Raw genomic sequence first — 17,719 nt, forward strand, 5'->3', positions numbered from 1 at the left:
CCCGATGCTAAGAAAAAGCCCAAGCCCTACGCAATGCCCACTGCGTAGCCATAGCCAACGCCCTAGCCAACGCCGAAGCCGAAGCCAAAGCCAAAGCCAAAGCCAAAGCTCGCCCGTTCTTGACTCCACTCGCGGAAGTTCGGGTAGTCCAATCTTCCGTTCAAAAAAAAACAGCCGGCGAAAGCCGGCTGTTTTCATTCACGCATCAGGCAATCAAGCCCCGATCACGCCTCAACATCTTCCTTGTACGCATCCACCGGAATACAAGCGCACATGATGTTCTTGTCGCCATAGACGTTGTCCACGCGTGCCACCGGCGGCCAGTACTTCTGCAGCTTCAGCGACGGCAGCGGGAAGGCTGCCAGTTCGCGCGGATACGCATGCGTCCACTCGCTGGCCGTCACTGCACCCGCGGTATGCGGGGCGTGCTTGAGCGGGTTGTCCTCGCGGTCGAGCTTGCCATCTTCGATGGCCTGGATTTCTTCGCGGATCTGGATCATCGCGTCGATGAAACGGTCCAGCTCGTGCTGCGATTCGCTCTCGGTCGGCTCGACCATCAGCGTGCCGGCAACCGGGAAGCTCAGGGTCGGGGCATGGAAGCCGAAGTCGATCAGGCGCTTGGCCACGTCCTCGGCGCCGATGCCGGAGGTCTTCTCCAGCGGACGCACGTCGAGGATGCACTCATGCGCCACCAGACCGTTACGGCCGGTGTACAGGGTGGCGTAATGCGGAGCCAGGCGCTTGGCGATGTAGTTGGCGTTGAGCAGTGCAACTTGGGTTGCCTTGCGCAGACCAGCGGTGCCCATCAGGGTGATGTACATCCAGCTGATCGGCAGGATCGAGGCGCTGCCGAAGCTGGCTGCACTGACCATGCCAACCGGGCCGTTGTCGCCTAGCTTGCCCGGCAGGAACGGAGCCAGGTGCGACTTCACCGCACACGGGCCAACGCCCGGGCCGCCGCCGCCGTGCGGGATGCAGAAGGTCTTGTGCAGGTTCAGGTGCGACACGTCCGAGCCCCACTTGCCGGGCTTGGCCACGCCAACCAGGGCGTTCATGTTGGCACCGTCGGTGTACACCTGGCCGCCGTGCTTGTGGATGATCTCGCAGATCTCGACCACCTCTTCCTCGAACACGCCATGCGTGGACGGGTAGGTCATCATGATCGCGGCCAGGCGGTCGCTGTACTTCTCGGCGTTGCGGCGGATGTCTTCGACATCGACGTTGCCGTTGCCGTCGGTCTTGGTCACAACGACGGTCATGCCGCACATCTGTGCCGAGGCCGGGTTGGTGCCGTGCGCCGAGTCCGGAATCAGGCAGATGTCGCGATGGCCTTCATTGCGTGAGCGGTGATAGGCGCGGATCGCCAGCAGGCCGGCGTACTCGCCCTGCGCGCCGGAGTTCGGCTGCAGGCTCACCGCGTCATAGCCGGTGCACTCGACCAGCATCGCTTCCAGGCCGTCGATCAGTTCCTTGTAGCCCTGCGCCTGATCAGCCGGTGCCAGCGGATGGATGTTGGCGAACTCCGGCCAGGTCACCGGGATCATCTCGGCGGTGGCGTTGAGCTTCATGGTGCAGCTGCCCAGCGGGATCATGGTGCGATCCATCGCCAGATCCTTGTCAGCCAGCGAACGCAGGTAGCGCAGCATCTCGTGTTCGCTGTGGTGCGTGTTGAACACCGGGTGGGCGAGGAAGTCGCTGCTGCGTACCAGGGCCTTCGGCAGCGCGTCGGCGGTGCTGGCGTCCAGTGCGTCCACATCGACGCTGGCGCCGAACAGCTCGCCCAGCGCGATCACGTCGGCGCGGGTAGCGGTTTCGTCCAGGCTGATGCCGACCGAGCCGGCATCGATGATGCGCAGGTTGATGCCGGCGGCTTCGGCCTTGGCCTTCAGTGCAGCCGAATCAACGCCGGTGATGTGCAGGGTGTCGAAGAAGTCGTTGCCGACCGCCACGCCCTTGCCACGCAGCGCGGCGGCGAGGATCGCGGCCAGGCGGTGGGTGCGGCGGGCGATGCGCTGCAGGCCTTCCGGGCCGTGGTAGACGGCGTACATCGAGGCCATCACGGCCAGCAGCACCTGTGCGGTACAGATGTTGGAGGTGGCCTTCTCGCGGCGGATGTGCTGCTCGCGGGTCTGCAGGGTCAGGCGGTAAGCTGCCCGGCCTTCGGCATCGACCGAGACGCCGATCAGGCGGCCCGGCATCGAGCGCTTGTAGGCGTCACGGCAGGCCATGAAGGCGGCGTGCGGGCCGCCGAAACCGAACGGCACGCCGAAACGCTGGCTGTTGCCGACCACGATGTCCGCGCCCCATTCGCCGGGAGCGGCGATCAAGGTCAGCGCCAGCAGGTCGGTAGCCACGGCGACCAGGCCCTGGCGGGCATGCACAGCCTCGACCAGCGCCTTGTAGTCGCCGATGTTGCCCAGGCTATCCGGGTACTGCAGCAGCACGCCGAAGGTGTCGGCGGTCAGCGCCTCGGCTGGCTTGCCGATCAGTAGTTCAATGCCCATCGGCTCGGCGCGGGTGCGCAGCAGCTCCAGCGTCTGCGGGTGCACGCTGTCCTGCACGAAGAAGACTTTGGACTTGGACTTGGCCGAACGCTTGGCCAGGGTCATCGCTTCGGCGGCGGCGGTGGCTTCGTCCAGCAGCGAGGCGTTGGCGATTTCCATGCCGGTCAGGTCGGCGACCATGGTCTGGAAGTTGATCAGCGCTTCCATGCGGCCCTGCGAGATTTCCGCCTGGTAAGGCGTGTACGCCGTGTACCACGCCGGGTTCTCGAGGATGTTGCGCAGGATCACGTTCGGCGTGTGGGTGCCGTAATAGCCCTGGCCGATGAAGCTGCGCAGTACCTTGTTCTTGTCAGCGATGGCGCGGATCTTGGCCAGCGCGTCGACTTCGGTCAGCGACTCGGGCAGTGCCAGCGGTGCCGGCGACTTGATCGAACCGGGCACGATGGCGTCGGTAAGCGCTTCGAGCGAATCATGGCCAACGGTGCGCAGCATCTGCGCGATTTCAGCGTCGTTGGGGCCGATGTGGCGGTCAACAAACGCGGAGTGGTGTTCGAGCTCGCGCAGCGAAAGAGTGTTCTGGGTCATGGCTGACGTCCGGAGAAGGCATGCAGGGCAGGGGCGGTGAGCCAGGCTCGCCCTGTTGCCGTCCGGTTGCCGCGCACGCGCGACAGCACAGCCGGCAAGCCAAAGGCTTACCTCGCGCCCCTCTGTCCTTTTGCCTGAGAGTTTGGAAGCGACGCGACGAGGATCGTGCGCTTCGTGCACCTTCGGCGCCGGATTGAACCGGTCTCTCCAGAGTTTTGGTACGGGTGGTATCGGGCCTGAGCGATTACGGGCGTTTGCGCCTTCGGCAGCGGGGTGAACCGCTTCTCCCACCTTGTTCGTGCAGCTTGGCGATTATAGCTCGGTAAAGCCCCGGGGCAGACCCGCGCAACGGCTTGGATTACCATCTACATCCCGGTTTCAACCCCGCGCCTTGCAGGCGTACGACCGGGCGTCCCGGAACCGCTGGCTGAAGCGGATGAATGTCCGGACAAATTGCCGCATCATGGCCGTCCAGCGCCGTCGCGCCCGGCCCTGTTCATCTGGTCTCTCACCCCGCACCGGCGCCCGCGCTGGTGCCGTTGCTGGTTATTGAAAGCCATGGAAGCAAGCAAGCAGGTTTCATTGCGTCGTATCGCCATTCTGGTAGCCGGTTTGTCGATGTTCGGCCCGTTCGCGATCGATGCGGTGTTCCCCGCGTTCCCGCAGATGGGCGCCGATCTGGGCGCAGACAAGCTGGCGATGCAGCAGGTAATCAGCGTCTATCTGCTGGCCTATGCATTGATGAGTCTGGTGCATGGCGCGCTGTCCGATGCGCTGGGCCGCAAGGTGGTCATCATCGGCGGGCTGGTGGTGTTCATCGGCGCATCGGTCGGCTGTGCACTGTCCACCGACATGGGAACCTTGCTGCTGTTCCGCTTCCTGCAGGGTCTTTCGGCTGGCGTCGGCTACATCATCGGCCGTGCGGTGATCCGCGATCTATACGACGGTGACGACGCGCAACGGCTGATGAGCCAGGTCTCGATGATCTTCTCCATCGCTCCGGCCATCGCCCCGATCATCGGCGGCTGGTTGCTGGGCTGGACGCATTGGCAAGGCATTTTCTGGTTCCTGGTCGGGTTCTCGGCGCTGTTGCTGCTGATCACCTGCATCTGGCTGCCGGAAACCCACCCGCCGCATGCGCGGCTGAGCCTGCATCCAAAACGTCTGCTGCAGGACTACGTCAGCATCGGCGTCAATCCGCGCTTCCTGCGTCTGGCCCTGGCTGGTTCGCTGGGCTTCGGCGGGCTGTTCCTGTACATCGCCTCGGCGCCTGCCTTCGTGCTCGATCTACTGCACATGAACGAGCGCCAGTTCGCCTGGCTGTTCATCCCCACCATCGGCGGCATGGCCTTGGGTGCCTATGCTTCAGGCCGTGCGGCAGGACGCATGGATGGCGCGCGGGCGGTACGGATCGGTTACTGCTTCATGGCCGTCGCAGCCATCTACAACATCAGCTACAACGCCTTCGCCACCGAAATGACGGTGCCGTGGGCGGTGCTGCCATTCACCCTGACTTCGTTTGGCGTGGCCCTGATCTTCCCGATCCTGACCCTGGCCATCCTCGATATGTATCCACGCCAGCGTGGTACCGCTTCGTCGATGCAGGCGTTCAGTACGCTGGTGACCAATGCCATCATCGCCGGCGTGCTCTCGCCGATGCTCAGCCGCAGCGGCCTGACCCTGGCCATCGGCGCGGCCCTGTTCGGTTTGGGTAGTTGGGCGATGTGGAAATGGGAACGCATCAGCCAGCGCGCCCAACGTGACGAAACCGCGTCCTGACACGAATTCACCCCCGCATCGGGGACAATAGCCGCGCCGCCATCACCGGCGGCCGTTCAAAGAGTGAACAACTGATGTCGATCCAATCCAAAGGCCGCCGCGAGGCGAAGAAGAAGCTGGCCGAGCGCGAGCGCAACCAGGCCGAAGCCAATCCGCCGGTAAAGCCCAAAGTTGAGCCGCATGCCGAACTGCGCGACCAGAACCGTGCGTTGCTGGCCGGCATCGTCCGCCGTGATGGCGAGTGGGTGCTCGGCATGGATGGCAAGATCGCCGGTGAGACCACCAGCGCCGCGCGTGTGCTGGCGTTGATCATGCAGGCCGCCGAATGGCACGAGAACAACGAAACGCCGGTGCGGCTGATGTATTCCGATGCGCTCAAGGACGCCGCGCATGCTGAAGTGGCCGAGCAGGGCATCGACTTCGATACCTATAAGCGCAATCTGGCCGGTGAGCTGGGTGCGGTGGGCAAGGCGGCTGCTGGCACGCATTGATTTGCGCGCAGCAGGTTTGAATAGACAAGGGCGCCTGTGGCGCCTTTGTTGTTTTCCGCAACAGGGGGCCGAATGGACTGCTAGCGGCACCAATAGTTGATGGCGAGCGTGTTCTGCCTTTCCTTGGCCAGCGCGCAGTTTTCATCGGCAGGCTGGGATTGCGTCTTCGACGCTGCTGCCCGTGGATCGGGGGCGGACGTGCAGGCGGTTAGTGCCAGTAGGCATAGGGCAAAGCCAAGATGAGTGCCAGGTTGCACTCGCCACACCCTGGTAACCGCAGTCAAATTCCTATCAACCAAGGGATGACGCTGACGATGCCGCCAAGTAGCAGCATGACGATGGCGTTGGAGACGAAGTAAGGGCCGATCATCAAGACCAGTCCGCAGACCAGCGGTATGGGGGCTTGCTGTCGCTTCCCGTAGATGAAGTAGCCCAGACCCAGGGAACTGAAGAGAACGCCAAGAAGCAGAAGACTCGTGCTCACGATCGCTCCGGTCTGGCGGGCTGCCAGGATGCACCAAACCAAGGCTTGGCGCTGGCGGGGGAATGCCAGTTTGCCACGGCTGACGGCATGTCTGCGATCGTCATGCCGGAGGAGTCTGATCTTGCCCCAACTTCACGGCTACCTGGATAAGCGATTCAATATTGCAATTCGAGGTGAGACAGATGACTGGGAAGAAGGCAGAGACGAAGCAGGTACGCAAGCAGCACAGTGTCGAGTTCAGGCAGCAGGCTGTGTTGCGTGCAGTGAAGGACGGTGTTCCGGCGGTCGCACGCGATCTGGGTTTGGAGTCGGCACAGCTTTACGCATGGCGGGCCGAGGCCTAGCAGCAGGGCCAGGGAGCGGAGATACAGCAGCTGGCACAGTCCGAGCAGGCGCGGCTGCGGCGAGAGGTGGTGCGACTGGAGGAAGAGGTCGCCTTCCTAAAAAAGGCGGCGGTGTACTTCGCGAAGCAACCGAAGTGAAGTACGCGACGATGCAAGCGCATGAGGCTGAGTCCTCGGTTCGGTTGATGTGCCGGGCGCTGGTGGTGTCGCCGAGCGGGTACTACGGCTGGCGCGGCCGTAAGCCCTCCCGACAAGCGCGGGCGAGTGAACTGCTGGATACGCAGGTGCGTACTGAGTTCGAGGCGCGCAAGGGACGTGCGGGTTCGCCAAGGCTAGCCAAACACCTGGGCAAAGGGCGGCGGCAGGTGGCACAGAGCCTGCGTCGGCAAGGTCTGCGCGCGAAGGCGGCGAAGAAGTTCAAGGCGACGACAAACTCGAACCATTCGTTGCCGGTGGCGGAGAATCTGTTGAAGCAGGACTTTACAGCGCTACAAGCGAACCGGGTGTGGGTGGGCGACATCACCTACATCGGCACGGACGAAGGCTGGTTGTACCTGGCGGTAGTCATGGACTGGTACTCGCGCAAGGTGGTGGGCTGGTCGATGTCCGAGCGCATGACCGCGACTCTGGTATGCGATGCACTGCGGATGGCATTGTTCCGCCGCAAGCGGCCACGTGGCGTGATCATGCACACCGACCGAGGAAGCCAATATTGCTCACGCGAACATCGTGCCCTATTCGACGCCCATGACTTGATCGCCAGCATGAGCGCCAGGGGCAACTGCTACGACAATGCGGCGATGGAAAGCTGGAGCCACAGCCTCAAGGTAGAGGCGATCCACGGTGAACGATTCGCCACGCGCGAGCAGGCCAAGGCGCAAGTATTTGAATACATCGAGGTGGACTACAATCGAACCCGGCTGCACTCAACTCTGGGCTACCTCAGCCCAGAGCAGTACGAGCTGACCCATTTCGCTTAGATAGGTGCCCGTGGGGCGGGGGCAAGATCATGTTTTTTTCGGCGGCTATCTTTGTTCTATATGCCGTACTGAAAAACTAGCCCCTACGTCAGCCCGGTGCGGTTTGAGAAACGCTGGCAAGCAGATCTGTTGAGGGCTAATAATCCTGAACGCAGTTATCGGATGTGCTCTACGATGCTAAGGTCAGGGAGGTAGTCAGCCAATTGCACAGATGCGTTACTGTAAAACAGTCGCGGTGATACCTTCAAACGTCCAGATACTCTTCTGGGCTGTAACGTGCCTGACCCACAAGCACGGCAACTAATTTGAGCTGCTTGATTCCACTTTGGTTGAATTTGTATTGCGATACCGGAATGTCTGTGGAGCTGACGAGAAATTTATGCTGTATGCAAAGGGATTTTAGTTCGATCAACCTGTTGGCCGTGCTCCAATTGAAGCCGGGCGGAGGCTGCGTCGCGGCGCCATCCATTTCTGAGATGGTCTCAAGTTCCAATACAGCGCCCGCCTCAGTCAGGTAGCCCTCAGCCCCTGCACGAGTGGTCGCGGTATAGAAACCAGGCCCTAACTCTGTTTGGCCCCAAGCGCTATCAACAAGCTGTATGCCTCCATTGCATATGGTTGCAGCGTGTTCAAACCGTGTGGCGTGATATAAGGTTGTTCCTCGCGGTAGCTTCATTTCGATACTCTCCATTTATGAAATGCGCTTTGCAACCGTGGCCTGAAGCCTATTGGATCGGCTAACGGTGGTATGACGCGGAGTATGCCCTGTCCTGTTTCATGAAGAAACATAAAACTATTGGATGGCTGAAGTGTCCCGCGTCAATTCAAGCGGGTCAATTACGTGTTGTCCGGAGAATCAGCGGTTCGGTGGGTTACACCCCGCACATTGAGGGTGAAACAGATCACCCGTTGCGCCCTGCCTGACTAAAGTCGAAGTGTCATCGTATCGATGGTGCCCTGGTCCAAAAGCAGGAAGGGCGCCGTGGCGCCCTTCTTTTGAACACTTACGGCAAAGAAAACTCAGCCAGCCTTGGCCGGTGCCGGCTGCGCAGCAGCCGGAGCTGCTGCTTGCCAACCACACATCTGGCCTTCGTTCTGCTGCTTCAGCCAATCCTGCAGCGGTGCGAAGTATTCGAGCATTGGGCCGGCGTCGAGCTTGTCGTTGCCGGTCAGTTCTTTCAGCGTGGCTTGCCACGGCTGGCTGGAGCCCTTGCTCAGCATTGCCCAGAACTTCTGGCCGGCTTCCTTGTTGCCGTAGAAGCTGCACTCGTTGAGCGGACCGGTGTAGCCGGACGCGTCGCACAGGCCCTTGTAGAACTGGTATTGCAGGATGCGCGCCAGGAAGTAACGCAGGTACGGGGTGTTGCCCGGTACGTGGTACTTGGCGCCGGCGTCGAAGAACTCTTCGCCGCGAGCGCTGGCCGGGGCCACGCCCTGGTACTGCGCCTTCAGTTCCCACCACTTCTGGTTGTACTGGTCCGGCTTGATCGAGCCGTCGAACACGCCCCAGCGCCAGCGGTCGATCATCAGCCCGAACGGTAGGAACGACACGCCCGACATCGCCATGCGCATCTGCGCATTGATGGTGGCTTCGCGGCTTTCCTGCTGCGCGCCGACCAGACCAATCGAGTTGAGGTACTTGGGCGTCATCGCCAGCACGATGGTGTCGCCGATGGCTTCGTGGAAGCCGTCGTTGGCACCGCCCTGGAACAACGGCGGCAGCGGGTTGTAGGCCAGGTCGTAATAGATGTGGCCGAGCTCGTGGTAGATGGTGGTGAAGTTCTCTTCGTTCGGGGTGATGCACATCTTGGTGCGCACGTCCGGGCCCACATCCTTGCCGTCGCCGCCCATGTTCATGTCCCAGGCGCTGGCGTGGCAGACCACGTTGCGGTCCAGCGGCTTGATGAACTGGGTATTCTGCCAGTAGCTCTCCGGCAGCTTGGGCATGCCAAGCGAGACGTAGAAGTCCTGCGCACGCTCGGTCATCTGCCGGGCGGTGACCAGTTCGGCCTCACGCTGTGCCTTGAAGCGGCTTGCCGGGTCGGCGCCACCTGCCTTGGCGAGGGCGGCGCTGAGATTGGTCTGGTACTGCTTTTCCAGTGCGGCGGTGATGTCCAGGCTGCCCGCGTTCGGGTACGGCGCGGTCATGTCCCACAGGTTGCTCCAATCCTGCTGCCACATGTTGCCGGTCAGGTGCGCGGCAATCATGCCGCCGCCGACTTCGGCCTTGTCCTTGCCGTATTCCTTGTCCAGCTTGCCGCGGGTATAGCAATGCACCTGCTCGTACAGCGGCTTGACCTGATCCCACAAGCGGTCGGTTTCCGGGCCCACCTGGTCGGCCGGCATGTCGTAGCCGCTGCGCCACATCTGGCCGGCATCGCTATAACCCAGTTCGCGGGCGCCTTCGTTGACCAGTTCGACGAAGCGCTGGTAGTTGGCGCGCGACGGTACGGCGGTGGACTGCCAGCCCTGCCAGGCGTCGAGTTGTTTGTCGTAGTCGCGCGAGCTGGCCAGCACCTTTTCCAGGTCGCCGAGCTGGCGGCAGTTCTTGTTCTCGCCTTCGCCCACGCAGTAGGTGCCGGCGCCGTAGTCGCCTTCCATCTTGGTGGCGATGCCGGCCAGTTCGGCCAGCTTCTGCGGGTCGCGCGGGGCGGGCATCGAGGTCATCAGCTTGAGCAGGCTGATGGCGCGCTTGGTGTCGGCGCTCATCGGCTGGCCTTCGTACTTGTTGGCCTGCTCGATCCAGCCATTGAGTACGGTCAGCCAGCGCTCGTTGGCCTTGGCGGCAACGCGTGCGGAATCGTCATTGATGTAGGTGGACGACAGCCACTGGGCCGAGGTCATTTCCGGGTACATGGCCTTGTATTCGGCATTGACGCGGGCGATGAACTGGTCGGCGCTCTCGGCCGGTGCGGCCTGGGTGGTGGCCGGCTTGGCGGCATCGGTGGCGGCGTCCTTTTTACAGGCAGCCAACGAGAGCACGGCCACGCCAACGGCGGCGGCCAGGACTAAATGACGATTCTTCACAGCAAACCCCGGTTTGTTAAGTACCGGCGAAGGCTAGTGGGGCTGCGGCTGGGCCGCAAGTGGAGAAAGCTCAGCGCTTGAGCGCCATCAACAATACGCCGCCGCCGATCATCGCCACGCCCAGCCATTCGCGCCAGGCAAGGCGCTCGTGCAGGAAGGCTACGGCGAAGATGGCGACCAGCACCACGCTGAGCTTGTCTACCGGGGCTACCTGCGAGGCCGGGCCGCGCTGCAGGGCGCGGAAATAGCACATCCACGAGGCGCCGGTGGCCAAGGCGGACAGCGCCAACCAGCCGACGGTTGTGCCGGGCAGCTGCAGCGGGTTGCTCCATTTTCCGGTGGCGGCGACGAACATCGCCAGCACCACGCTGATGATGACGGTGCGCAGCAGCATCGCCATGTCCGAGTCGATGTTCTGCAGGCCGAGCTTGGCAAAGATCGCGGTCAGTGCCGCAAATACTGCGGAAAGCAGTGCCCAGGGAAGCCATTGCGGGAAGGTGGCCATGAAAGCTCCTTGTTGCAGGCAGCACGCTGTTTGTGGAAGTGGCTTGCTTGTGGGAGCGGCGTAAGCCGCGAAGCTGATGGATCATCACAGCAACGTAAAGCAAGCAACTGCAGCAGCTCCCCCCATCCGCCCTCCGGGCACCTTCCCCCGCAAGCGGGAGAAGGGAAGGTAGAGCCAGAACCAGAACCAGAACCAGAACCAGAACCAGAACCAAGACCGGAGCCAAAAGCAGGAGCCAAAGCCAAAGCCAAAGCCAAAGCCAAAGCCAAAGCACAAGCCAGAGCCAGAGCCAGAGCCAGCGTTCAAAGCATCTCGCGTTCCGGCTTCCGCGACCTACCGCATTTCAAACTCGCAAACCTGCGGCGCAGCCAACCAGAAGCAGTCCATAACCAATCCCATCAAGTCATCCGCCACCGCACCCGGCGAACACATCCCGAGATCGGTCATACACCGAAGTCTGTACCTGCATCAGCCCAAGCACCGAAGGAAACAGGTTGTCGTGGTCGGCGCGCTGCGCAGACCGGCGGCGTACGCAGCTCATGTCCAAGCCACGATCCGCTGTAAATCCCGGTGAGAACCACATCACCATCGGTACCCGGGTCTGCTCTTCGGGGGCGATCGCATACGGCACGCCATGCAGATACAGGCCCTTTTCACCCAGTGATTCACCGTGATCGGACAGGTAGATCATCGCCGTGTCGTAGTCTTCCATTCCACGCAGGGAAGCGATGGTGCGGGTCAGGAAGTGATCGGTATAACGGATCGCATTGTCGTAGCTGTTGACGATGTCCTCGCGGCTGCACTTGCCCAGATCCGCTGTGTCACACGTCGGTGCGAACTGGCGGAACTGCGCCGGATAGCGTTGGAAATAGCTGGGGCCGTGATTGCCCAGCTGGTGCAGGACAACCACGCGGTCGCCTGGCTTGGTGCGCACCTGTGCAGCGAGATTTTCCAGAAGAATCTCATCCATGCAGCGGCCGTCGGCGCACAGGCCCGGCGTGGTTGCATCATCCAGACGCTGGATTTCAAGGCCGTCGCAAACGCCCTTGCAGCCGGACTGGTTGTCGCGCCACAGGGTTGCAATGCCGGCATGTTCAAGCACGTGCAGCAGCGATTGGTGACCTCGGATTTTCTTTTCGTCGTAGTCGTGGCGGCCAAACGGCGAGAACATGCAGGGCAGGGATACTTCGGTGCTGGTGCCGCAGGAATGCATGTCCGGGAAGTTGATCACGCCGGTCTGTGCCAGCTCCGGGGTGGTCTGGCGGGCGTAGCCGTTCAAACCCCAGTTCTGCGCACGCACGGTTTCGCCTACAACCAGTACCAGCAGGCGCGGTTTGCTGCCGGCTGCACGTGGCATGGCTTTGGCATCGGTACCCAATGGCAGCTTGGGCTGCTTCTTCATGGGGCTGGAACTGGCGAAATTCTGCTTCAAGGCGATCAGATAGTTGGCCGGCGTGGCCAAATAACGCACTTCACGATGATTGCGCATCAACGCGGAAACATTCTGGAACGACAGCATGGTGCCGGCGCCTCCCACCACGATCACCCCGGCCAGGAAGGCGATACGCCACAGCAGGGCTCGTCCCCAGCTGCGCTTGCGCAGCCGCACGCGCCACAGCAACAGGGTCGGCAGCAGGCCGTAGCCGATCAGCGGCAGCAACAATGCCGGCGTCATCAGCTCACGTGATTCCTTGTGGTCGGTGGCCAGCACGTTGCGCAGCATGTCCGCGTCCAGATAGACGTTGTAGCTGTTCATGTAATGCGTGGCGAAGGCGGTGGTGATGAACAGCAATGTCAGTACAACCTTGGCATTCCAGCGCCAGATCAGCAGGCTGAAAAGAATTGCATGCACGCTTACCAACAACGCAAACAGCGATACCGCGAACAGGATGCTGCTCGGGTTGGTGGCAATTGCGCTGCGCCAGAACAGGTTGTTGCAGACCAGTGCAAAAAACACGCTGGCCAACAGGATCAGGGTTTCGCTGCTGATTTCCGGGCGCCAGTTGCGCAGGCGCGACCAGGACGACGACAGTCCGACGGGACGTGGGGCAGCGACGCTCATGCTTTTTCTCCGACGTTGCCAATAGCGGCGCGCGACAAGGAGGCGGCCGGTGCAGCAGGGTTGAACATCCACAGGTACAGGGTTGTTGCGACCAGCCAGCTGATCGCCAGCGCCCACAGGTCATGCGATGCAAAGTGGGCGCCGCGTAGCTGCTGGGCCAGGCCGAACACCATGCCGATCAGCAGCGCGATGCTCAGTGCCGGCCAGCGCCACTGTGGTCGCACCTGCAACATGAAGAAAAACAGGGCTACCCATGCAAAGCCCGAGCCAGCGTGGCCGGCCGGGAAGCAGGCGGCGTGGCCCAAACCGACCGGGCGTTGCTCGAACAGGCCGATGAACGGTCGCAGGCCGCCATAGCGATCCAGGTCCCAAGGGCAGTCCATATGGGTCCAGGATTTCAGCAGCGCGACGATGCTGGTGGTCAGCGCTACCGACGACAGCAGGTAGGCCAGTGGCCGCCGCAGTGGACGCCAGCGCATGTCCATGCAGCTGCGGATCAGCGCCAGGATCACCAGTAGCGCGACAAACCAGGTCAGGTTGCGGCCGCCCTTATGGATAAGGTGGCTGGTCCACCAGGCGTCTTTCAACGCCCACTGGTTGCCCTGCCAGCGGAACAGCTGGTCGGCAAGCCATTGATCACCGTTGCCGGCCATCAACAGCAGGCTGCCAAAGACGACAACCAACAGTGGGATCAGCAGGGTGCGCCCGGCGAAGCTCAGACGGCTGCGTTCGGCAACCGGGACCAGGGCGGCGGAAGTGGGTGGCTGCGACATGTAGCTTGGGCGCCATGAAACGGAATGCGGCCATGCTGTGCCGAGACATGTCGGAGACAGGTCGGAACGATGTCGAGATTATGTCGGCGTTTCAGTTTGGCCGCCGGTTTGACGATAGGGGCTGAAACGTAAGAGTGGCTGCGGTGGGTGCTTCGCCACAGCCACTCTTACGCCTGTTTCAACAAGCCCGCATCAACAAGCCCGCGTCAGTCGCCGTCACTCTCCAGCGCGCCTTCGCCGCCGGCCACGACGCCATGGGTCCTGGCAACGCAGTCGGCCTGCAGGGCGGTGCCGGGCAGCAGCTGCCAGTTGTTGCGGTTGGCGCTGCCGATGTCGATGATCTGGCTCTTGTCTGCGCAGGGCGTCATCGCCTTGTCCAGCACGAACAGCCAACGCCGTTGTGGGTCTTCATTTACCCAGCGCGCTGCGTCCTCCCATTGTTCGGCGACCGGGCGTTTGAAGCCGAAGTCGGTAGCCTGTGGATGGGTCTGTAGCAGGTTCTGTTCACGCCAGGCGACCAGGCCCAGTTCGGCATCCGGGCCGATGCGCGCACGCGCCTTGTCCATCACCAGCGAGGCGGAGCTGTAGGGATCCAGCGCCGGCATTGCGCCCAGCCCATACATCGACCACAGCAGTACCGTGGTCAGCACCACCGCCAGCCCGGCGCGGCGCAGTCGCAGTACCAGCACCAACAGTAGCGAGGCGGCGCCAAAGCCGATCAGCCACCAGCCGATCTGCGGCAGCACCCACGGGTCGATCGCGCGCTTGATCGCACTGCGCTGGGCCCAGCCATCACCGTGCACTGCGCCATAGCCGACCACCAGTGTGACGACCGCCAGCAGCAGCACGTACAGCAGCAACAGCCAGCGTACGCCGGTGCGGCGCAGCAGGCCCGGCAGCAACGGTGCCGCGGCTATGGCCAGGGCCGGCAGCATCGGCAGGATGTAGACCTCGCGCTTGCCCGGGCTGGCGCTGAAGAACACCAACACCAGCAACGCCCAGCCCAGCAGCAGGATGTAGCGTGGATCGGCACGGCGGCAACGGCGCCACCAGGCCGGTAGCAGCCAAGGTGCCAGCAGGCTGCCTGGCAGCCACAGCGTGGCCATTACCTGCAGGTAATACCAGAACGGTTGGTGATGGTGCCAGGCGTTGGCGTAGCGGGTGCCGGTCTGCTTGAACAGCAGTTCCTTGGCGTAGGACTGCAGGTGCGGGTCAGGGTTCTGCAGCAGGGCGATGGCCAGTGGGCCCAGCCAGATCGCGGTGCCGGCCAGGAAGGCGGGCAGTAGCAGCCACCAGCCCCAGCTGCGGCCCGGCCCGGCGGCCTGCGGGTGACGCCAGCGCCAGGCCATCCACGGCAGCAACATCAGCAGCGGCAGGAAACCAACGCCCTTGGTGACAGTGCCGGCACCGGCCGCGAAAGCAGCCAGGGCCAGCGCCCACCAGTTCGGGCCAAGCAATAGATGACGTACCAATCCCCATAGCGCCAGCGTGGTCATGCCGACCAGCACCATGTCGATCTGTGCGCGCTTGGCCATCAGCCCGAACTGGATGCAGACGAACAGGCCGACCACCGCATAGCGGGCGATCTGCCGGTTCCACAGCCGCCGGCTCATGTCCCAGGTCAGCCACAGGGTGAGCAGGGCTGCCAGCAGGGAGGGAATCAGGAAGGACAGGTTCCAATCGCCGATGACCTTGTAGGTGGCCGCCTGGATCCACATGAAAGTGGCCGGCTTTTCCGCATACAACTCGCTGCCGCGGTGCGGCAGCAGCCATTGCCCGGTCTCCACCATGTGCCGTGCGGCCAACACGAAGCGTGGCTCGTCAGGTGGGGCCGGGGAGCGCATGCCAAGCCCAGCCAGCAGGCTGGCGATGACCAGCGCGATGAGGATGGCAAACCATAGTTTCGTGCTGGAAGAACGCAGTGGATTTGGGCGCACAGGCGGCTCGGTGTCAAAGGCTGGCAGGATGATGACGCAGATGGCGTTGGAAACGCGTCGAAACCATGCGCCGCGAACGCAGCGTTGCAGGTTTGGAGGCCATTCCGACGACAATTCGACGGCAGCGGCGCTAGGATACGTCGGTAATGCCTCGGCCCGGGGCAGCAAGGTTACGCCCGCATGCGGCTGCTGGTCATTGAAGACAATCGCAATCTGATCGCCAACCTGTTCGATTATTTCGAAGCGCGTGGGCACACCTTGGACGTCGCCCCGGACGGCATCACCGGCCTGCATCTGGCGGGTACCCAGAGTTATGACGCCATCCTGCTGGATTGGATGCTGCCGCGGATGGAAGGGCCGGAAGTGCTGCGCAAGCTGCGCGAGGAGTTCCGCTCCGAAGTGCCGGTGATCATGCTTACCGCCCGCGACGAGCTGCCGGACAAAATCACCGGCTTCCGCGCTGGCGCCGATGATTACCTGACCAAGCCATTCGCGCTGCCGGAACTGGAAGTGCGGCTTGAAGCGGTGCTGGCGCGTACGCATGGGCGCAATCCACGCAAGCGGCTGGAGGTCCATGACCTGAGTCTGGACATGGCTACATTTGAGGCCCGCCGCGGTGGTCAAGTGCTGCATCTCTACCCGGCCTGCCGCAAGCTGCTGGAAGTGTTGATGCGCGCCAGCCCGGCCGCGGTCACCCGCAATCAGCTGGAATACGCGCTATGGGGCGATGAGCCACCGGATGGCGACATGCTTCGCTCACATATCTATGAGCTGCGCCGCGCAGTAGACGGCCCGTTCGAGCAGAAGCTGTTGCAGACCTTGCCGCGCGTGGGCTATCGCCTGTCTGCACCGGTGGTGGAAAGCACGCAATGAAACGCCGCACCCTGCGTCGCAAGTTGTTGGGCTGGTTGGCTGTGTACGTGGCGTTGATAACGCTGGCTGTGTTCAGTGCCGCCAACTATGTGCATGAACATGCCGAGCACGCGGTTTGGCGCTCGCTGTTGAACACCGAGCTGGACAGCATCATCGGCCAGATGCGGGTGGATCCTGCATACCACTGGCAGGACTCGGATACCTTGCATTTCTACACCGGCAGCGAACCAGGCGGGATTCCTGAAGAACTGGCGCAGCTGCACCCCGGCCTGCATGACGGCGCCTTGCTGGGCGGCAAGCAGGCGGCGGTGATGGTGCGCGATACCAGCGATTTCGGGCGGGTGGTATTGGCATTGGATATCACCGATTTCGGTGAGCTTGAGCACTTTGTCACCCGCTGGGCGTTGCTTGCTGGCATCGGTCTGTTGCTGGTGACCTTGTTGATGGCCTGGGTAGGCATGACCCGGTTGGTACGCCCGCTGTCAGTGTTGGCGCAGGATATCGCCGAGTTGCGACCGGAGCGTCGCCGCCAGCAGGTGCGGGTGGATAAGCGCGGCAGCACCGAGCTGGAAGTGATTGCCGGCGCATTGAATGACTACCTGCAGCGCAACGAGCACTTCGTCGAACGCGAACGCGCGTTCATCAGTACCGCCAGTCATGAGTTGCGTACGCCGATTGCAGTTATCAGTGGTGCTGCCGAGCTCGCGTTGGAGCAGCCGGGCTTGCCCGAGCGCGCGCGTCAGCAATTGCAGCGGGTGCGCAGTACCGCCGCGGGCATGGAGCAGTTGATCCAATTGTTGCTGGTGCTTGCGCGTGATCCGGCCAAGCTGGCTGCGATGAGCGAGCTGGTGGCGCTGGATGAGCTGTTGCCGGAGATCACCGAAGACCATCGCTACCTGGCCAAGGGCAAGGAGCTGGAGCTTGTGCTGGTGGAGCTTGCACCATGCCCGATTCTTGCGCCGATGGCGGTGGTACAAGCGGCGGTTGGCAATCTGCTGCGCAATGCCATCGAGAACAGTGATCGCGGCGTGGTGCGGTTGGGAATCTCCGCCAACGCGGTGCTGACCATTGAAGATCCGGGTCATGGCATGAGCCCGGAAGAGGTTGCGCAGGTGTATGCGCGTATGACCAAGGGTGAGCGCAATCCCGGTGCGGGCATTGGTCTGGATCTGATCGCGCGGTTATGCGATCACCTTGGCTGGCAGCTGGAAATTCATTCGCAGCCGGAGCGGGGCACCCGGGTCACCTTGGATATGAGCAGTTCCAAGCCGCGGTAAGGGGCAGGGGTTGTCGTTGTGGGGGGGGCGGCGTAAGCCGCGAAGCAGATAGGCCATCAGATACGAATGTTGCCGGTCGTCTGAGATGGCCAGCCTCG

General features: G+C 62.5%; 12 protein-coding genes, 1 pseudogene and 1 riboswitch. Of the genes and pseudogenes, 5 read left to right on the plus strand and 8 right to left on the minus strand.

Annotated elements, in window-relative coordinates; translation table 11 throughout:
* Positions 1-224: 224 nt before the first annotated feature.
* Positions 225-3,089 carry an aminomethyl-transferring glycine dehydrogenase gene (gene gcvP / locus ACVOMB_RS12960; protein WP_481531553.1) on the minus strand — a complete coding sequence of 955 codons (2,865 nt, stop codon included), beginning with the start codon at positions 3,087-3,089 and terminating at the stop codon, positions 225-227.
* Positions 3,090-3,201: 112 nt separating this feature from the next.
* Positions 3,202-3,310, minus strand: a riboswitch (glycine riboswitch).
* A 337-nt stretch (positions 3,311-3,647) separates the two neighbouring features.
* Between gcvP and ACVOMB_RS12965 the strand changes: the two genes are divergently transcribed.
* Both ACVOMB_RS12965 and ACVOMB_RS12970 read left to right on the plus strand, forming a co-directional pair.
* Positions 3,648-4,868 carry a multidrug effflux MFS transporter gene (locus ACVOMB_RS12965; protein ID WP_481531554.1) on the plus strand — a complete coding sequence of 407 codons (1,221 nt, stop codon included), beginning with the start codon at positions 3,648-3,650 and terminating at the stop codon, positions 4,866-4,868.
* A gap of 74 nt (positions 4,869-4,942) precedes the next feature.
* Positions 4,943-5,359: a hypothetical protein gene (locus tag ACVOMB_RS12970; RefSeq protein WP_481531555.1), complete on the plus strand. Its 417-nt coding sequence runs from the start codon at positions 4,943-4,945 to the stop codon at positions 5,357-5,359.
* Between the two features lie 280 nt (positions 5,360-5,639).
* On the opposite strand, the gene ACVOMB_RS12975 is transcribed toward ACVOMB_RS12970, so the two are convergent.
* Positions 5,640-5,843 (minus strand): hypothetical protein, encoded by a 204-nt coding sequence (locus ACVOMB_RS12975; protein ID WP_481531556.1) that lies wholly within the window; start codon positions 5,841-5,843, stop codon positions 5,640-5,642.
* 182 nt (positions 5,844-6,025) lie between these two features.
* On the opposite strand from ACVOMB_RS12975, the pseudogene ACVOMB_RS12980 reads away from it, so the two are divergent.
* Positions 6,026-7,167, plus strand: a pseudogene (locus tag ACVOMB_RS12980) (IS3 family transposase).
* A 244-nt stretch (positions 7,168-7,411) separates the two neighbouring features.
* Here ACVOMB_RS12980 and ACVOMB_RS12985 read toward each other — a convergent pair.
* The 6 genes from ACVOMB_RS12985 to ACVOMB_RS13010 all read right to left on the minus strand — a co-directional run bounded on the left by ACVOMB_RS12985 (position 7,412) and on the right by ACVOMB_RS13010 (position 15,471).
* Complete coding sequence (locus ACVOMB_RS12985; RefSeq protein WP_481531557.1) at positions 7,412-7,858, minus strand: hypothetical protein; 447 nt, start codon at positions 7,856-7,858, stop codon at positions 7,412-7,414.
* A gap of 329 nt (positions 7,859-8,187) precedes the next feature.
* Complete coding sequence (locus tag ACVOMB_RS12990) at positions 8,188-10,194, minus strand: M2 family metallopeptidase (protein WP_481531558.1); 2,007 nt, start codon at positions 10,192-10,194, stop codon at positions 8,188-8,190.
* Positions 10,195-10,264: 70 nt separating this feature from the next.
* A complete protein-coding gene (locus ACVOMB_RS12995) occupies positions 10,265-10,699 on the minus strand; it encodes an EamA family transporter (protein ID WP_481511088.1) in 435 nt (144 codons plus the stop codon).
* A gap of 403 nt (positions 10,700-11,102) precedes the next feature.
* A complete protein-coding gene (locus ACVOMB_RS13000) occupies positions 11,103-12,761 on the minus strand; it encodes a phosphoethanolamine transferase (RefSeq protein WP_481531559.1) in 1,659 nt (552 codons plus the stop codon).
* Positions 12,758-13,534 (minus strand): phosphatase PAP2 family protein, encoded by a 777-nt coding sequence (locus ACVOMB_RS13005; protein ID WP_481531560.1) that lies wholly within the window; start codon positions 13,532-13,534, stop codon positions 12,758-12,760. The genes ACVOMB_RS13000 and ACVOMB_RS13005 overlap by 4 nt, the downstream gene beginning before the upstream one ends.
* A gap of 206 nt (positions 13,535-13,740) precedes the next feature.
* Positions 13,741-15,471 (minus strand): ArnT family glycosyltransferase, encoded by a 1,731-nt coding sequence (locus ACVOMB_RS13010; protein WP_481531561.1) that lies wholly within the window; start codon positions 15,469-15,471, stop codon positions 13,741-13,743.
* 180 nt (positions 15,472-15,651) lie between these two features.
* On the opposite strand from ACVOMB_RS13010, the gene ACVOMB_RS13015 reads away from it, so the two are divergent.
* Together ACVOMB_RS13015 and ACVOMB_RS13020 are read left to right on the plus strand one after the other, a co-directional pair.
* Entirely contained in the window at positions 15,652-16,344 is a 693-nt protein-coding gene (locus tag ACVOMB_RS13015; RefSeq protein WP_481531562.1) for a response regulator transcription factor, read from the plus strand.
* On the plus strand, positions 16,341-17,621 hold the full coding sequence (locus ACVOMB_RS13020; RefSeq protein ID WP_481531563.1) for a sensor histidine kinase: 1,281 nt from the start codon (positions 16,341-16,343) through the stop codon (positions 17,619-17,621). Before ACVOMB_RS13015 ends, ACVOMB_RS13020 begins: the two co-directional genes overlap by 4 nt.
* Positions 17,622-17,719: the final 98 nt, after the last annotated feature.

The organism is Stenotrophomonas sp. STEN018, assembly GCF_056760235.1.